The 14,548-nt window shown below is 69.3% G+C and carries 12 protein-coding genes and 1 pseudogene; 10 read left to right on the forward strand and 3 right to left on the reverse strand.

Features of this window, described 5'->3' with window-relative positions; translation table 11 throughout:
* Window positions 1–693 precede the first annotated feature (693 nt).
* Together ACXJLU_RS29830 and ACXJLU_RS29835 are read left to right on the forward strand one after the other, a co-directional pair.
* Complete coding sequence (locus tag ACXJLU_RS29830; RefSeq protein ID WP_457337284.1) at window positions 694–1,233, forward strand: Mpo1 family 2-hydroxy fatty acid dioxygenase; 540 nt, start codon at window positions 694–696, stop codon at window positions 1,231–1,233.
* A 3-nt stretch (window positions 1,234–1,236) separates the two neighbouring features.
* Window positions 1,237–2,250: an MBL fold metallo-hydrolase gene (locus ACXJLU_RS29835; protein WP_457337286.1), complete on the forward strand. Its 1,014-nt coding sequence runs from the start codon at window positions 1,237–1,239 to the stop codon at window positions 2,248–2,250.
* Here the strand turns inward: ACXJLU_RS29835 and ACXJLU_RS29840 are convergent.
* Window positions 2,234–3,055, reverse strand: a complete 822-nt coding sequence (locus tag ACXJLU_RS29840) for an undecaprenyl-diphosphate phosphatase (RefSeq protein ID WP_457337288.1) — start codon at window positions 3,053–3,055, stop codon at window positions 2,234–2,236. The genes ACXJLU_RS29835 and ACXJLU_RS29840 overlap by 17 nt on opposite strands.
* A 142-nt stretch (window positions 3,056–3,197) precedes the next feature.
* On the opposite strand from ACXJLU_RS29840, the gene ACXJLU_RS29845 reads away from it, so the two are divergent.
* The 6 genes from ACXJLU_RS29845 to ACXJLU_RS29870 are packed head-to-tail and all read left to right on the forward strand — an operon-like array spanning window position 3,198 to window position 10,591.
* On the forward strand, window positions 3,198–3,854 hold the full coding sequence (locus ACXJLU_RS29845) for a TetR/AcrR family transcriptional regulator (protein ID WP_073466772.1): 657 nt from the start codon (window positions 3,198–3,200) through the stop codon (window positions 3,852–3,854).
* Window positions 3,851–4,984: an efflux RND transporter periplasmic adaptor subunit gene (locus ACXJLU_RS29850; protein WP_457337290.1), complete on the forward strand. Its 1,134-nt coding sequence runs from the start codon at window positions 3,851–3,853 to the stop codon at window positions 4,982–4,984. The genes ACXJLU_RS29845 and ACXJLU_RS29850 overlap by 4 nt, the downstream gene beginning before the upstream one ends.
* Window positions 4,985–5,005: 21 nt before the next feature.
* Window positions 5,006–8,221 carry an efflux RND transporter permease subunit gene (locus ACXJLU_RS29855; RefSeq protein ID WP_457337292.1) on the forward strand — a complete coding sequence of 1,072 codons (3,216 nt, stop codon included), beginning with the start codon at window positions 5,006–5,008 and terminating at the stop codon, window positions 8,219–8,221.
* Window positions 8,218–8,871 (forward strand): protein-L-isoaspartate O-methyltransferase family protein, encoded by a 654-nt coding sequence (locus ACXJLU_RS29860; RefSeq protein ID WP_073466775.1) that lies wholly within the window; start codon window positions 8,218–8,220, stop codon window positions 8,869–8,871. Before ACXJLU_RS29855 ends, ACXJLU_RS29860 begins: the two co-directional genes overlap by 4 nt.
* A 14-nt stretch (window positions 8,872–8,885) precedes the next feature.
* Complete coding sequence (locus tag ACXJLU_RS29865) at window positions 8,886–9,224, forward strand: rhodanese-like domain-containing protein (protein WP_073466776.1); 339 nt, start codon at window positions 8,886–8,888, stop codon at window positions 9,222–9,224.
* A gap of 32 nt (window positions 9,225–9,256) precedes the next feature.
* Entirely contained in the window at window positions 9,257–10,591 is a 1,335-nt protein-coding gene (locus ACXJLU_RS29870; RefSeq protein WP_457337295.1) for a TolC family outer membrane protein, read from the forward strand.
* 4 nt (window positions 10,592–10,595) lie between these two features.
* On the opposite strand, the gene ACXJLU_RS29875 is transcribed toward ACXJLU_RS29870, so the two are convergent.
* Together ACXJLU_RS29875 and ACXJLU_RS29880 are read right to left on the reverse strand one after the other, a co-directional pair.
* Window positions 10,596–11,906, reverse strand: coding sequence for a mechanosensitive ion channel family protein (locus tag ACXJLU_RS29875; protein WP_457337297.1), 1,311 nt, complete (start codon window positions 11,904–11,906; stop codon window positions 10,596–10,598).
* Between the two features lie 57 nt (window positions 11,907–11,963).
* Window positions 11,964–12,899 carry a histone deacetylase family protein gene (locus ACXJLU_RS29880; protein ID WP_457337298.1) on the reverse strand — a complete coding sequence of 312 codons (936 nt, stop codon included), beginning with the start codon at window positions 12,897–12,899 and terminating at the stop codon, window positions 11,964–11,966.
* Window positions 12,900–12,946: 47 nt separating this feature from the next.
* On the opposite strand from ACXJLU_RS29880, the gene ACXJLU_RS29885 reads away from it, so the two are divergent.
* Together ACXJLU_RS29885 and ACXJLU_RS29890 are read left to right on the forward strand one after the other, a co-directional pair.
* Complete coding sequence (locus ACXJLU_RS29885) at window positions 12,947–13,882, forward strand: AAA family ATPase (protein WP_457337300.1); 936 nt, start codon at window positions 12,947–12,949, stop codon at window positions 13,880–13,882.
* A gap of 19 nt (window positions 13,883–13,901) precedes the next feature.
* Window positions 13,902–14,548, forward strand: a pseudogene (locus ACXJLU_RS29890) (DUF58 domain-containing protein); the annotation flags it as partial.

A 14,548-nucleotide genomic window follows, 5' to 3' on the forward strand; every position in this document is an offset into this window, starting at 1 on the left:
GGCTTTGGGGATGCATCGGCAAACTCCCTCCACTCACTTCGTTCGTTGTGGTCAAACAGTGCCGATGAGTATGTCTACGAAGCGTGCTGGCGCACGCCATCCCCAAAGCCGATCTTCTTCGTCGCCCCAGAAATCGCCCCCACCCCCTCCCGCCACCCGCCGCGCAGAACCACTTGCTCTGTTTGGGGGGAAAAGATTGAACAGACGGTTGAGCATGCGAGCCTTGGCGCGCTTCGTCTGTCAGTTCAGTCTTTTCCCTCAAACACAGCGCGGCGGTGGCGGCAAAGGCGCGGGTGGGGAGGCTGTGGAGCGCCAATAGGGACGGGGCGCCGGAGCTGGCTGGTTTCATGGCCCCGCGCGCAGCGCGATCGTCAACTGACTGTCGCCGACTGTTTGACCACAACGAACGAAGTGAGTGGCGGGAGTTTCGGCGACGGGCCATGAAACCAGTCAGCGGAGGGAAGTCTTCGCCCCGAGAGGGGCGAAGACCGCCCCGTCCGGCGAGCCACGGCCTCCCCACCCGCGCCTTTGCACGCGCAGACGCGCCACAGCCTCCCCACCCGCGCCTTTGCGAGCTCAGGCGAGCAAACACACCGCGTGCAAGGCGTCACATTCCCCGACTTGCGCTCGGCGGCAACCGTTCTAAGATGGGGCATCCGACCGCAGCCCTGGCTTCAGACCACGGAGAACACCATGACGAGACAACGTTCGGCCCTGGACCTCCTGTCGCAGTACGCGGCCTACCACCGCGACCGCCGCAACATCACCACCCATTTCGCCGGCATCCCGCTGATCGTGTTCGCGATCGGCGTGCTGCTCGCCAAACCGGCTTTCACCCTCGGCAACCTCGCGCTCACCCCCGCCTGGATCGCCTGGGGCCTCTCGGTGGTCTGGTATCTGACGCGGGGCAACCTGGCACTCGGGCTCGCCGTCAGCCTCGTCAACGGCGTGCTGATCGCGCTGGCACAGCAGGTGTCGGGCGGCAGCCTCGCCAGCTGGCTGGGCTGGGGCATCGGCAGCTTCGTGCTGGGCTGGGTCATCCAGTTCATCGGCCACTACTACGAAGGGCGCAAACCGGCCTTCGTCGACGACATCGTCGGACTGCTGGTCGGCCCGATGTTCGTGACCGCCGAAGTGCTGTTCGCACTCGGCTGGGGCCGGCCGATCCTGGCCGAGATCGAGCGCCGCGTCGGCCCGACCGTGCTGCGCGACCTCGCTCACCCCGCCGCCTGATTCGTGCTCCTTCGCTGGGTTCGGCGCGCCGCGCTGGCGCTCGCGGTGCTGCTGGTCCTGGCCATCGCCTTCCTGGTGGTCCAGGCGCGGCGCCATCCCTCCGTCGGTGACTACCAAGCCCTGACCCTGCCGCCCGCGCCCGCCGGTGCGGCGGTGACGGTGCGCTTCGCCGGCGTCGCGACGCTGCTGTTCGACGACGGAGAAACCGCCTGGATGACCGACGGCTTCTTCTCGCGGCCCGGCATGCGCCAGACCTTCTTCGGGCGCATCGGCCCCGATGCCGCGGCCATCGACAGCGCGCTGAAGCGCCTGGGCATCACCAGGCTCGCAGCCGTGGTGCCGGTGCACTCCCACTACGACCACGCGATGGATTCGCCCACCGTCGCGCTGCGCACCGGCGCGGTGCTGATCGGCTCGAACTCGACGATGCAGATCGGCTTCGGCGCCGGACTGCCGCCGGCGCAGCTGCGCGAGGTGCAGCCCGGCGACACCGTCACGCTCGGCAAGTTCAGCCTGAGCTTCATCGCCTCACGCCACAGCCCGACGCCGTGGAGCGACGGGGTCTCGGTCGAGAACATCATGGCGCCGGTGGTGCCGCCGACGCGGGCGCCGGTCTGGCGCGAGGGCCAGGTGTGGTCCATCGTCGTCGAGCATGCGTCCGGCGGGCGCTGGCTGATCGAGGGCAGCGCCGGCTTCATCCCCGGCGCGCTGGCCGGGCGCCGCGTCGACACCGTGTTCCTCGGTGTCGGAACGCTCGGCCGCAAGGATGACGCCTACCGCAGCGCCTACTGGCACGAGACGGTGCAACTCACCGGCGCCAAGCGCGTCGTGCCGATCCACTGGGATGACTTCTGGCTGCCACTCGACCAGCCGCTGCAGGCGATGCCGCTGCTGTTCGATGACTTCGGCACGACGATGGCCGATCTCTCGCAGCGGGCGAAACAGGATGGCGTCGAGCTGCGCCTGCCGCCGCTCTTCGCACCGTTCACGCCTTGGCCCTTCACTCCGCCCAGGTGACCACCCCGCTCCAGGCCGTCACCAGCACCACGATGCCGAACACGATGCGGTACCACGCGAACGGCACGAAGGTGTGCGTGGAGATGTAGCGCAGCAGCCAGCGCACGCAGAAGAAGGCCGAGACGAAGGCCGCGACCATGCCGACCACCCACATGCCCAGGTCGTCGGCCGACAGCAGCGCGCGCTCCTTGTACAGCGAGTACGCCGACGCGACCCCGAGCGTCGGGATCGCCAGGTAGAAGGTGAACTCGGTCGCCACCTGGCGCGACAGCCCGAACAGCATGCCGCCGATGATGGTGGCGCCCGAACGGCTCGTGCCGGGAATCAGCGCGAAGGCCTGCGCGATGCCGACCTTCAGCGCGTCCAGCGGCGTCATCTCGTCGACCGAATGCACCCGCACGCTGTGCTGGCGCCGCTCGGCCCACAGGATGACCAGCCCGCCGACGATGAAGGTGGTGGCCACCGTCGGCGCATTGAAGAGGTTCGCCTTCAAGGCCTTGCCGAACAGCAGGCCCAGCACCGCCAGCGGCAGGAACGCGATCCCGACGTTCAGCAGCAGCCGCCGCGCCTTCGGGTCGTGACCGAGCCCGCCCAGCACGCCGCCGATGCGGCCGCGAAACTCCCACACCACGGCCAGGATCGCCGCCGACTGGATCACGATCTCGAACAGCTTGCCCCGCGCATCGTTGAAGTTCATCAACGACCCCGCCAGGATCAGGTGCCCGGTGCTCGACACCGGCAGGAATTCCGTCAGGCCCTCGACGACGCCCATCACCGCCGCCTTCAACAACAGTACGAAGTCCAATCGCATTCCCCGGCAAAAATGAGCGCCGATGATAGCGGCCGGCCGCACAGGGCCCGGGCTGCGAACAGGGGGTTCCCCGCCCCGGCTTGACCCTCCGCATCCCCATCGCCTACATTACTGACCAGTCAGTCAGTACCAGTCCATGAGTACCCCTCCCCCGATCCCCGCCCGCCAACGCCGCAAAGAGGCCCGTCCGCAGGAACTGCTGGACGCGGCCTTGGCGTTGTTTTCTGAAAAGGGTTTCTCCGCGACCCGGTCGGAAGAGGTCGCGGCCGCGGCCGGGGTGTCCAAGGGCACGCTGTATCTGTATTACCCGAGCAAGGAAGAGCTGTTGAAGGCGGTGATCCGCGAGCGGGTGTCGACCGAGATCCAGAGCGGCGTCGACGAGGTGCTCGCCTTCACCGGCAGCAACGCCCAGGTGCTGCGCGAGGTGCTGCCGCGCTGGTGGCTGCGCATCTTCGAGAGCCCGGCGTCGGCCGTCTTCAAGCTGATCGTCACCGAGGTGCGCAACTTCCCCGACATCGCCGAGTACTACGGAGAGCAGGTGGTCGAGCCCGGCTCGCAACTGGTCGGTGGCATCGTGCAGCGCGGCATCGACGCCGGCGAGTTCCGCCCCGTCGACGTCGAATCCACCGTGCACTCGCTGATCCTGCCGATGATCATGCTGTGCATGCACAAGCACTCGCTGGGCGCCTGCTCGCCGGTGCCGTCGCTGATGTCCCCCCACGATTTCGTCTACCGACACATGGACACCGTCACCCGCGGCATCGAGCGCCACCCGAAGCCCGACCTCTCATGAAACGCTGGGTGAAGTGGGCCGTTCCCGTCGTCGTCGTCGCGCTGATCGGCGGCTTCGTCGCGCGCGCGCTGAGCGCCCGCAAGCAGGAGCAGGCCGCGCTCGGCGCCCCCAAGGCGCCGTCGGCGCTGGAGCTCTCGCCGGCTGACCTGCTGGTGCTGCACGCGCAGCCATTCGCCCGCACGCTCGCGGTGTCCGGCGGGCTGAAGGCGGTCAACAGCGCGGTGGTGCGCGCGAAGGTCGCGGCCGAGGTCAAGTCGCTGACGGTGCGCGAAGGCGACACCGTGAAGGCCGGCCAGGTGATCGGCCAGCTCGATACCACCGAGGTCGAACTGCGCCTGCGCCAAGCCGAGCAGAACGCCGCGTCGGCGCGCGGCCAGCTCGACATCGCCAGGCGCGCGCTGGAGAACAACAAGGCGCTGGTCGCGCAAGGCTTCATCTCGGCGACCGGCCTGGAGACCTCGGTGTCGAACGAGGCCTCGGCCCAGGCCACCTATGGCGCGGCCGTCGCCGCGGTCGACCTGGCCCGCAAGTCGCGCACCGATGCGCAGCTGGTCGCGCCGATCAACGGCATCGTCTCGGTGCGCGCGGTGCAGCCGGGCGAGCGCGTCGCCATCGACACCAAACTGGTCGAGGTGGTCGACCTGTCGCGCATCGAGCTCGAAGCTGCCGTCGCCCCCGAGGACGTCGGCTCGGTGCAGGTCGGCCAGGCGGCCACGCTGCAGGTCGACGGGCTCGCCGCACCCGCGCAAGCCAAGGTCGTGCGCATCAACCCGAGCACGCAGTCGGGCACGCGGGCGGTGATGGTCTACCTCGAATTGCTGCCGCAGCCCGGCCTGCGCCAGGGCCTGTTCGCCCGCGGCGCGATCGAGATCGAACGCAAGACCGCGCTGGTCGTACCGGCCAACGCGGTGCGCGTCGACCAGGCCCGGCCCTATGTGCTGGCGGTGGTCGACGGCAAGGTCGCGCAGCGCCCGGTGACGCTGGGCGCCCGCGGCACGGGTGCCGAGCGCGACAGCCTCGTCGAGCTGCTGCAAGGCGCCGCCGACGGCATGACGCTGCTGCGCGGCACCGTCGGCCAGGTGCGCGAAGGCACGGCCGTGCGCGTCACCGGTGCGGCCTCGGCCCCCTGAGCCTCCAGCGCCCGCAGCACCATGTGGTTCACCCGCGTCTCGATCGGCAACCCGGTGATGGCCACGATGGTCATGCTGGCCTTCGTCGTGCTCGGGCTGTTCAGCTACCAGCGCCTCGCGGTCGACCAGTTCCCGAACATCGACTTCCCGACCGTCGTCGTGCAGATGGACTACCCCGGCGCCTCGCCCGAGATCGTCGAGAGCGAGGTCACCAAGAAGATCGAGGAGGCGGTCAACACCGTCGCCGGCATCAACTCGCTGTACTCCCGCTCGTATGAAGGCACGGCGGTCGTCATCGTCGAGTTCAACCTCGACGTCGACGGGCGCAAGGCCGCCGACGACGTGCGCGAGAAGGTCGCGCTGATCCGCCCGAACCTGCGCGACGAGGTCAAGGAGCCGCGCATCTCGCGCTTCGACCCGGCCAGCCAGCCGATCTTCAACGTCGCGGTGCTGTCCGCCGACGGCCGGCGCTCGCCGCAGGAGCTGACCACCTGGGCCACCCAGGTGCTGCAGAAGCGGCTCGAGAACGTGCGCGGCGTCGGCGCGGTCAGCGTGATCGGCGGCGTCGAGCGCGAGATCAACGTCTACGTGCGGCCGGCCGCGCTCGATGCCCTCGGCCTGAGCGTCGACCAGGTCGTCGCCGCGGTGCGCAGCGAGAACCAGGAGCTGCCGATGGGCTCGATCCGCACCCGCGAGCAGGAGCGCGTGGTGCAGATCAACGCGCGGCTGAAGCGGCCGGAAGACTTCCGCGAGGTCATCGTCGCCCGCCGCGGCGCGAACGGCGGCAATGCGGTCAAGCTGTGGCAGGTCGCCGACGTGGTCGACGGCCCGCAGGAGATCGAGAGCCTCGCGCTCTACAACGGCCAGCGCACCGTGCTGCTGTCGGTGCAGAAATCGCAGGGCGAGAACACCATCGAGGTGGTCGACGGGCTGAACAAGGCGCTGGCCGATTCGGCCGCGCTGACGCCGCCGGGCATCCGCGTCGAGGTCAACCGCGACAGCTCGCGCGGCATCCGCGTCTCGGTGGCCAACGTCAAGCGCACGCTGTTCGAGGGCGCGGCCCTCACGGTGCTGATCGTCTTCCTGTTCCTGAACTCGTGGCGCTCGACCATCATCACCGGCCTGACGCTGCCGATCGCGCTGATCGGCACCTTCCTGTTCATGTACGTGTTCGGCTTCACGATCAACACCATCACGATGATGGCGCTGAGCCTGTGCGTGGGCCTGCTGATCGACGACGCGATCGTCGTGCGCGAGAACATCGTGCGCCATGTGCAGATGGGCAAGAGCGCGCACCAGGCCGCCCTCGACGGCACCAACGAGATCGGCCTCGCCGTGCTGGCCACCACGCTGTCGATCGTCGCGGTGTTCCTGCCGATCGGCTTCATGGGCGGCATCGTCGGCAAGTTCTTCCACGAGTTCGGGCTGACCATCGTCGCGGCGGTGCTGATCTCGATGTTCGTCAGCTTCACGCTCGACCCGATGCTGTCGAGCATCTGGAATGACCCGGCTGCGCACGGCGTGCGCCACGGCCCGCCGGTGACGCTCTACGACAAGACCATCGGTCGCGTGACCGGCGCGTTCGACCGCTTCACGCGGTGGCTGTCGCGCGCCTACCAGGAGATCCTCCGGTGGGCGCTCGCGCACAAGCCCGCGACGCTGGTCATCGCGCTCGCCACCTTTGTCGGCAGCTTCTTCCTGATCCCGGTGCTCGGCGCCGAGTTCGTGCCGAAGGCCGATTTCTCCGAGACGCAGGTCAACTTCTACACGCCGGTCGGCTCGTCGATCGAGGTCACCGAAATGCGCGCGAAGCAGATCGACGCAGTGCTGCGCGAGATGCCCGAGGTGCGCCACACCGTGACCACGATCAACAGCGGCAACGCGCTCGGCAAGATCTATGGTTCCACCTACGTGCGGCTGGTCGACCGCGCGAACCGCAGCCGCAACCTGAACGAGCTCAGCGTGGCGCTGCGCGAACGGCTGTCGCGCATCCCCGGCATCACCGTCACCAACATCGGCCCGACCGACCTGGGCGGCGGCAAGAGCCTGCAGTTCTCGATCCAGGGCGCCGACTTGGCCGAGCTCGCACGGCTGTCGGCCCAGCTCGACCTGAAGCTGCGCGCGATCCCCGGCCTGGTCGACCTCGACACCACGCTGAAGCCCGACAAGCCGACCGTCGCGATCGACGTGAAGCGCGACGCCGCCTCCGATGTCGGGCTGAACGTCAATGCGCTCGCGAACAGCCTGCGCACACTGGTGGCCGGCACCACGGTGGGCAACTGGCGCGCCCCCGACGGCGAGAACTACGACGTCAACGTGCGCCTGACGCCCGACAGCCGCCACACGCTCGAAGACTTGCAGCGCCTGCCGATCAACGTCGGCGCGGCGGCCGACGGCTCGGCGCGCTCGGTGCGGCTGTCGCAGGTGGCCGAGGTCACGCCGTCGACCGGCCCGAACCAGATCAACCGGCGCGACCTGAACCGCGAGATCAACATCGACGGCAACGCCTACGGCCGCAGCGCCGGCGATGTCTCGGCCGACATCCGCCGCGCGCTCGACACCATCAGCTGGCCGCCGGGCTACCGCTACGTGTTCGGCGGCTCGACCAAGAACATGAACGAGTCGTTCGCCTATGCGGTCGGCGCGCTGGCGCTGGCGGTGGTCTTCATCTACATGATCCTCGCGAGCCAGTTCCGCAGCTTCCTGCAGCCGCTCGCGCTGATGAGCTCGCTGCCGCTGACGCTGATCGGCGTGGTGCTGGCGCTGCTGATGTTCCGCTCGACGCTGAACATGTTCAGCATCATCGGCATCGTGATGCTGATGGGCCTGGTGACGAAGAACGCGATCCTGCTGGTGGATTTCGCGATCCGCTCGCGCGCCGGCGAACACCGCGGCGACCACGGGCTCGATCACGACGAGCCGCCGATGACCCGCGAGCAAGCGCTGCTGCATGCCGCCGAGGTGCGGCTGCGCCCGATCCTGATGACGACGCTCGCGATGATCTTCGGCATGGTGCCGCTCGCGTTCGCGCTGTCCGAGGGCYCGGAGCAGCGCGCGCCGATGGGCCAGGCGGTGATCGGCGGGGTCATCACCTCGTCGCTGCTGACGCTGGTGGTCGTGCCTGTCATCTACTGCTACCTCGACGACCTCGCGACCTGGGCCAGGCGCAGGTGGGCGCCCTCTAAAATGCCGGGTTTGCCCCCACCCCACCCTGCCTCCGGAGGAACGCCGCCATGACCGTCGAACAAGCCCGCTTCAACATGATCGAGCAGCAGATCCGCCCGTGGGACGTGCTCGACCCCGGCGTGCTGACGCTGCTGGGCGTGATCAAGCGCGAGGATTTCGTGCCGGCCGCCTACCGCGCGATGGCCTTCATGGACACCGAGGTCCCGCTGCCGGGCGGCCAGCAGATGCTGGCACCGCGCGTCGAGGCCCGGCTGCTGCAGGAACTGAACGTGCGCCGCCACGAGCGCGTGCTCGAGATCGGCGCCGGCTCGGGCTTCATGGCCGCGCTGCTGTCGCACAAGGCGCGCCAGGTGGTGACGCTGGAGATCGTGCCCGAGCTGGCCCGGCTGGCCGCCGACAACCTGCGCCGCGCGGCGGTCGCCAATGTCAGCGTGGTCGAGGGCGACGGCTCGAAGAAGCTGCCGACCGCCGGCCCGTTCGACGTGATCCTGCTGTCGGGCTCGATCGCCGCGGTGCCGTCGGCGCTGCTCAATGAACTGAAAGTGGGTGGGCGCCTCGCCGCGATCGTCGGGCAGGAACCGGTGATGCGCGCGACGCTGGTCACGCGCGTCGGCGAGGCCGACTTCCGCAGCGTCGAGCTGTTCGACACCGTCGCGCCCCGGCTGCTGGGCTTCGACGAGCCGTCGCGTTTCCACTTCTGAAGACACACCGCGACATGCAACAGGTTCGAGTCACCGACGTGCCGGCACTCCTCGCGAGCTTCGGCCCCGAGGCCCGCCCGGTGATCCTGGACGTGCGCGAGCCGTGGGAGGTGCAGACCGCGTCGCTGGCCGTGCCGGGCGTGCCCACCGTCTGCATCCCGATGCGCGAGATCCCGCAGCGCCTGGGCGAGCTCGATGCGGCGCAGCCCATCCTGGGTTTGTGTCACCACGGCATGCGAAGTCTGCAGGTCGTCGCATTCCTCGAGCGCGAGGGCCACGCCGACGTGTACAACATTGCCGGCGGCATCGACGCGTGGTCCCGCGAGGTCGACGCGTCCGTGCCGCTCTATTGATTCCTGATCACCCATCCCCCAAGGAACGTCCCATGTCCGCTGTGTCCCCGACCCGTTTGCCGAAGCTCAGCCGCCTGGTGCTGGCCTGCGCCGCCCTGACCGGCGCCGCGCCCTTCGCGCAGGCGCAAAGCCTGGCCGAGCTCTACGACACGGCGCGCGGCTACGACGCGACCTACCTGGCGGCCAGGGCGCAGGCCGAATCGGTGCAGTACAAGGCCGAGCAGGCGCATGCGCTGCGCCGGCCGCAGGTCGGGGCGCAGCTGCAGGCCGGACGCAGCGACAGCGAGACGCCGCTGAGCGAATCGACCAGCCGTTCGACCACCGCCGGGCTGAACGCATCGCAGACGATCTTCAACCGTGCCAACGACAAGACGATCGACCAGGCGGACCTGGGCGTCGACATCTCGCGCGCCGACCTGGAGACGGCCGAGCAGGACCTGATCGTCCGCGTGGCGCAGGCCTACTTCGACGTGCTGGCGGCGCAGGATGCGCTCGCGACGGCGCAGGCCAACAAGAACGGCATCGCCGAGCAGCTGGCCTCGGCCAAGCGCAACTTCGAGGTCGGCACCGCGACGATCACCGACACCCGCGAGGCGCAGGCCCGCTTCGACCTGGCCACGGCGCAGGAGATCGCGGCCGACAACGACCTGCGCACCAAGCGCATCGCGCTCGACCAGCTGGTGGGCCGCGACGGCGTCGTGCCGAAGCCGCTGGCGACGCCGGTCGCGCTGCCGGCCACCACGCCGAACAACGTCGAAGCCTGGGTGTCGCAGACCGACACCTCGCCGACGGTGCGCCGGGCGCAGCTCGGGTATGACATTTCGAAGCTCGAGACCGAGAAGGCGCGTGCCGGGCACCTGCCGACAGTCGGCCTGAGCGGCAACTACGGGCGCGGCCACACCAAGATCACCAATCCGCTCGACGCGTCGGGCCGGGTGACCAGCTCCGACGTCGCGCTGACGATGACGGTGCCGCTGTTCGCCGGCTTCGCGATCCAGAACCGCGTGAAGGAAACGCTGCAGCTCGAAGAGCAGTCGCGCAACCTGCTCGACTCGGCACGCCGCGGCACCGCGCAGGCGACGCGCCAGGTGTTCTACGGCGTGCAGTCGGGCCAGGCGCAGGTGACGGCGCTGGAAGCCGCCGAGTCGTCGAGCCAGCTCGCGCTCGAAGCCACGCAGCTCGGCTACAAGGTCGGCGTGCGGGTGAACCTGGACGTGCTGAACGCGCAAACCCAGCTGTTCACGACACGGCGCGACCTCGCGAAGGCGCGCTACGACGTGCTGGTCAACAGCCTGAAGCTGCGCCAGGCGGCCGGCCAGCTGAAGCCGGATGACCTGCGGGCGTTGAACGCGCTGATCGCCCCCTGAGGGTTCACGGCCGCTCGGGCTGTGAGACAGGGATGGGCACCCCGTCCGGCCCTTCGTGCCGGACGATGGTGTGCATCACGCGCTGCGGGAACGGGATCTGGATGTCTTCCGCATTCAGCACGTCCAGCACCGCCAGGTGCACGTCCGACTTCACCTGCCCCTGCCCGTTCTCCGGGTCGCGGATCCAGAAGTTGATCGTCAGGTCCATCCCGTCGGCCGCGAAATTCGACAACTGCACGCCCGGCGCCGGGTCGGCGATCACCCGCTCGACCTTCAGGATCGCGTCGACCAGCTTGGGCTGCAGCGCCCGCACGTCGGTGCCGTAGGCCACCTGCACCATCGTCTGGATCAGCACCCGCGGGTCGGCCAGCGACAGGTTCTCGACCCGCTGCGTGATCAGCATCTCGTTCGGCACCACCGCCTCGCGCCCGCCCAGTGAACGGATCACCGTGTAGCGCGTGCGGATGTCGGTGACGCGGCCCTCGAAGTTGTCGACCTTGACCATGTCGCCGATGCGCAGCGAGCGCTCGGCCAGGATCACGAAGCCGCTGATGTAGTTGGCCGCGATCTTCTGCAGGCCGAAACCGAGGCCGACACCCACCGCACCGCCCAGCACGCTCAGCGCCGTCAGGTTGATGCCGACCGCCGACATCGCGAACAGCAGCCCGACGAACAGCAGCAGCGCACGCACGATGTTCGACACCATCTTGCGCATCGACAGGTCGTCGCCGGTGCCGTGGATGATCTTGCGCTCGATCGCCGACGACAGCCACAGCGCCATCACCATCACGACGCCGGCCGTCAGCGCGCCCTCGATCATCGTGCGCAGCGAGACCATCCCGCCGGCCACCTGCCAGCGCACGCTGTCGAGTTCTTCGAGCACCGCCGGCATCACGCCGGTGATCCACAGCACGACGGCGATCCATGCGATCCACGAGATCGTGCGCTCGGTCGCGCGCATCCAGCTGGAGTTCGGGAAGGCCGCCGACAGCACCCGCACGGCGAAACGGATCAGCGCGAGCGACAGCAGGATCGGGATCGCGACGCGGAACACCGCGACCTTCACGACGCCCATCAGCAGGTGCCGCGCGATCACCGCCAGCACCAGCGCCACCAGCGGGAACAGCACGCCGTCGACCACGTTGCGGCCGAAGATGACCGCGCCGTTGACCTTGACCATGCGCCGCAGCAGCATGCACACCAGCCACGACAGGCCCAGGCAACCGAGCAGCACCGCCGCCTCGGTCAGCGCGCTGGTGGTGGCCAGGTCGCGCAGCAGTTCGTTGAAATCTTGGACGCCCAGGGACGAATTCATCGGTGAATCGCTCGCTTCTTGTCAACAGGGGAAGGGCCGCCGCGCGGCCCGCGGAAATCACAGGTCGGCCAGCACCCGCAGATGTGCCGCGACGCTGCGCGCCAGCGCGCCGAGCGCATAGCCACCCTCCAGGCACGAGACGATGCGCCCGCCGGCATGGCGGTCGGCCACGGCCTTGATGCGGCGCGTGAGCCATTCGTAGTCGGCCTCGACCAGGCCGAGCTGGCCGAGCTCGTCTTCGCGGTGCGCATCGAAGCCGGCCGACACGAAGATCATCTGCGGCTTGAATTCTTCGAGCCGCGGCATCCACATCGCCTCGACGATCTCGCGCATCTCGGCACCCCGGGTGTACGGCGGCAGCGGCAGGTTCAGCATGTTGTCGCCCTTCGGCACGCCGCCGCTGTACGGATACAGCGGGTGCTGGAAGAAGCTGACCATCAGCACGCGCTCGTCGCCGGCCAGGATGTCTTCGGTGCCGTTGCCGTGGTGCACGTCGAAATCGACCACCGCCACCCGCTCGAGGCCGCGCACGTCCAGCGCATGGCGGGCCGCGATCGCGACGTTGTTGAAGAAGCAGAAGCCCATGGTCTCGTTGCGCGTCGCGTGGTGGCCGGGCGGGCGCACCGCGCAGAACGCGTTGTCGACCTGGCCGTCGATCACCGCATCGGTGGCCGCCACCGCGGCCCCGGCGGCGCGCTGCACGGCGCGCCAGGTGCCAGCGTTCGCGACGGTGTCGGGGTCGAGCGCGCGGCTTTCGCCGGAGGCCGCCAGTTCCTCGAGCACGGCCCGCAGCTCGGCGACGTACAGGCTCTCGTGCGCCAGCGCCACATCGTGCAGGTCGACCAGCGGCGCGTCGCGGCGCTCGAGCGCCATGTCGAGGCCGGTCGCCAGCAGGTGGTCGTTGATCGCGTCGAGGCGCTGCGGGCACTCGGGGTGGCCGCGGCCCATGTCGTGCTGCCGGCACTCGGGATGGCTGAAGAACGCAGTGGGCATCGGTGTTCAGGGTCCGGAATCGAGGCGGTTTCAGGTATGGTGGCTGCATGAGCACGGACCTGTTGAAAGCCCTTCCCCACCTGAACCGCCTGATCGATCAGATTAGCACGATCATCGTCGGCAAGCGCCCCCAGATCCGTGACTGCGTGGCCTGCCTGCTGGCCGGCGGCCACCTGCTGATCGAGGACGTTCCCGGCGTCGGCAAGACGACGCTCGCGCATGCGCTGGCGGTTTCGCTCGGGCTCAAGTTCTCGCGCAGCCAGTTCACCGCCGACCTGCTGCCGTCCGACCTGATCGGCGTCAGCATCTACGAGCGCAGCAAGGAAGCCTTCGTGTTCCACCCCGGCCCGGTGTTCGCGCAGGTGCTGCTGGCCGACGAGATCAACCGCGCCGGCCCGAAGACGCAGAGCGCGCTGCTCGAGGCGATGGAAGAGCACCAGGTCAGCATCGAAGGCGAGACGCGCGCGCTGCCGTCGCCGTTCTTCGTGATCGCGACGCAGAACCCGACCGACCAGCTCGGCACCTACCCGCTGCCCGAGTCGCAGCTCGACCGCTTCCTGATGTGCATCACGCTCGGCTACCCCGACCATGCGAGCGAACGCGCGCTGCTGGCCGGCATCGACCGGCGCGAGGCGATCGGCGGGCTGGGCGCGGTGATGACGCCGCAGGACCTGCTGTCGGCGCAGCAGGACGTGCTGCGCGTGCACGCCTCCGACGCGCTGCTCGACTACCTGCAGGCGCTGATCGGCGCGACGCGCAGCGGCACCTGGTTCGTCGACGGGCTGAGCCCGCGCGCCGGCATCGCGGTGCTGCGCGCCGCGAAGGCGCACGCGCTGCTCGATTCGCGCGACTACGTGGCGCCCGACGACGTGCAGGCGATCCTCGCGCAGACCGTCTCGCACCGGCTGGTGCCGGTGGCCGGCGCCGGCCGCGGTTCACGCGAGCAAGTGCGCGCGATGATCGAGTCGATCTCCCTGCCCTGACCCGACGCCTGCCGCCACCATGCAGGCCGCCGACGCCCTGAAGCTCCCACTGCGCCCGTTCACGCTCGCCGCCGGCGCGGTGCGCCAGCGCTTTCGCGCCTGGTGGCAAGCCAGGGTGCCGCGCACCGACACGCTGCTGCTGACGCAGCGCAACGTCTACATCCTGCCGACCCGCGCCGGGCTGATGTTCGCGCTGACGCTGATGGTGCTGCTGGTCGCGTCGATCAACTACCAGCTCAACCTCGGCTACGTGCTGACCTTCCTGCTGGCCGGCAGCGGCATCGTCTCGATGCACCTGACGCACAACACGCTGCGCGGCATGACGCTGCACCTGCGCCCGCCGGCGGCCGGGTTCGCCAGCGATGCGGCGCCGCTCGCGGTCACGCTGACGAGCCCGGCCTCCGAACGCTTCGGCATCGGCCTGCGCCTCGAATCCGCCGACGCGGCGACGCTGACCTGGGCCGACGTGCCGGCCGGCGGCCAGGCCCCGGCGCACGTCAGCTTCGTTCCCGCCACGCGCGGGCTGCACGAGGTGCCGGCGATCAGCATCGAGACGCGCTTTCCGCTCGGGTTGTTCCGCGCCTGGGCGGTGTGGCGGCCGGCCGCCCAGGTGCTCGTCTACCCGCGCCCCGAGCGCCCGCCGGCCCCGCTGCCGCCGGCCCACCC

The organism is Rhizobacter sp. P5_C2, assembly GCF_054049715.1.

Coding starts and splice junctions, on each gene's coding strand:
- ACXJLU_RS29830 (WP_457337284.1), top strand. CDS start 694: ATGACGAGACAACGTTCGGCCCTGGACCTCCTGTCGCAGTACGCGGCC.
- ACXJLU_RS29845 (WP_073466772.1), top strand. CDS start 3,198: ATGAGTACCCCTCCCCCGATCCCCGCCCGCCAACGCCGCAAAGAGGCC.
- ACXJLU_RS29850 (WP_457337290.1), top strand. CDS start 3,851: ATGAAACGCTGGGTGAAGTGGGCCGTTCCCGTCGTCGTCGTCGCGCTG.
- ACXJLU_RS29860 (WP_073466775.1), top strand. CDS start 8,218: ATGACCGTCGAACAAGCCCGCTTCAACATGATCGAGCAGCAGATCCGC.
- ACXJLU_RS29865 (WP_073466776.1), top strand. CDS start 8,886: ATGCAACAGGTTCGAGTCACCGACGTGCCGGCACTCCTCGCGAGCTTC.
- ACXJLU_RS29870 (WP_457337295.1), top strand. CDS start 9,257: ATGTCCGCTGTGTCCCCGACCCGTTTGCCGAAGCTCAGCCGCCTGGTG.
- ACXJLU_RS29875 (WP_457337297.1), bottom strand. CDS start 11,906: ATGAATTCGTCCCTGGGCGTCCAAGATTTCAACGAACTGCTGCGCGAC.
- ACXJLU_RS29880 (WP_457337298.1), bottom strand. CDS start 12,899: ATGCCCACTGCGTTCTTCAGCCATCCCGAGTGCCGGCAGCACGACATG.
- ACXJLU_RS29885 (WP_457337300.1), top strand. CDS start 12,947: ATGAGCACGGACCTGTTGAAAGCCCTTCCCCACCTGAACCGCCTGATC.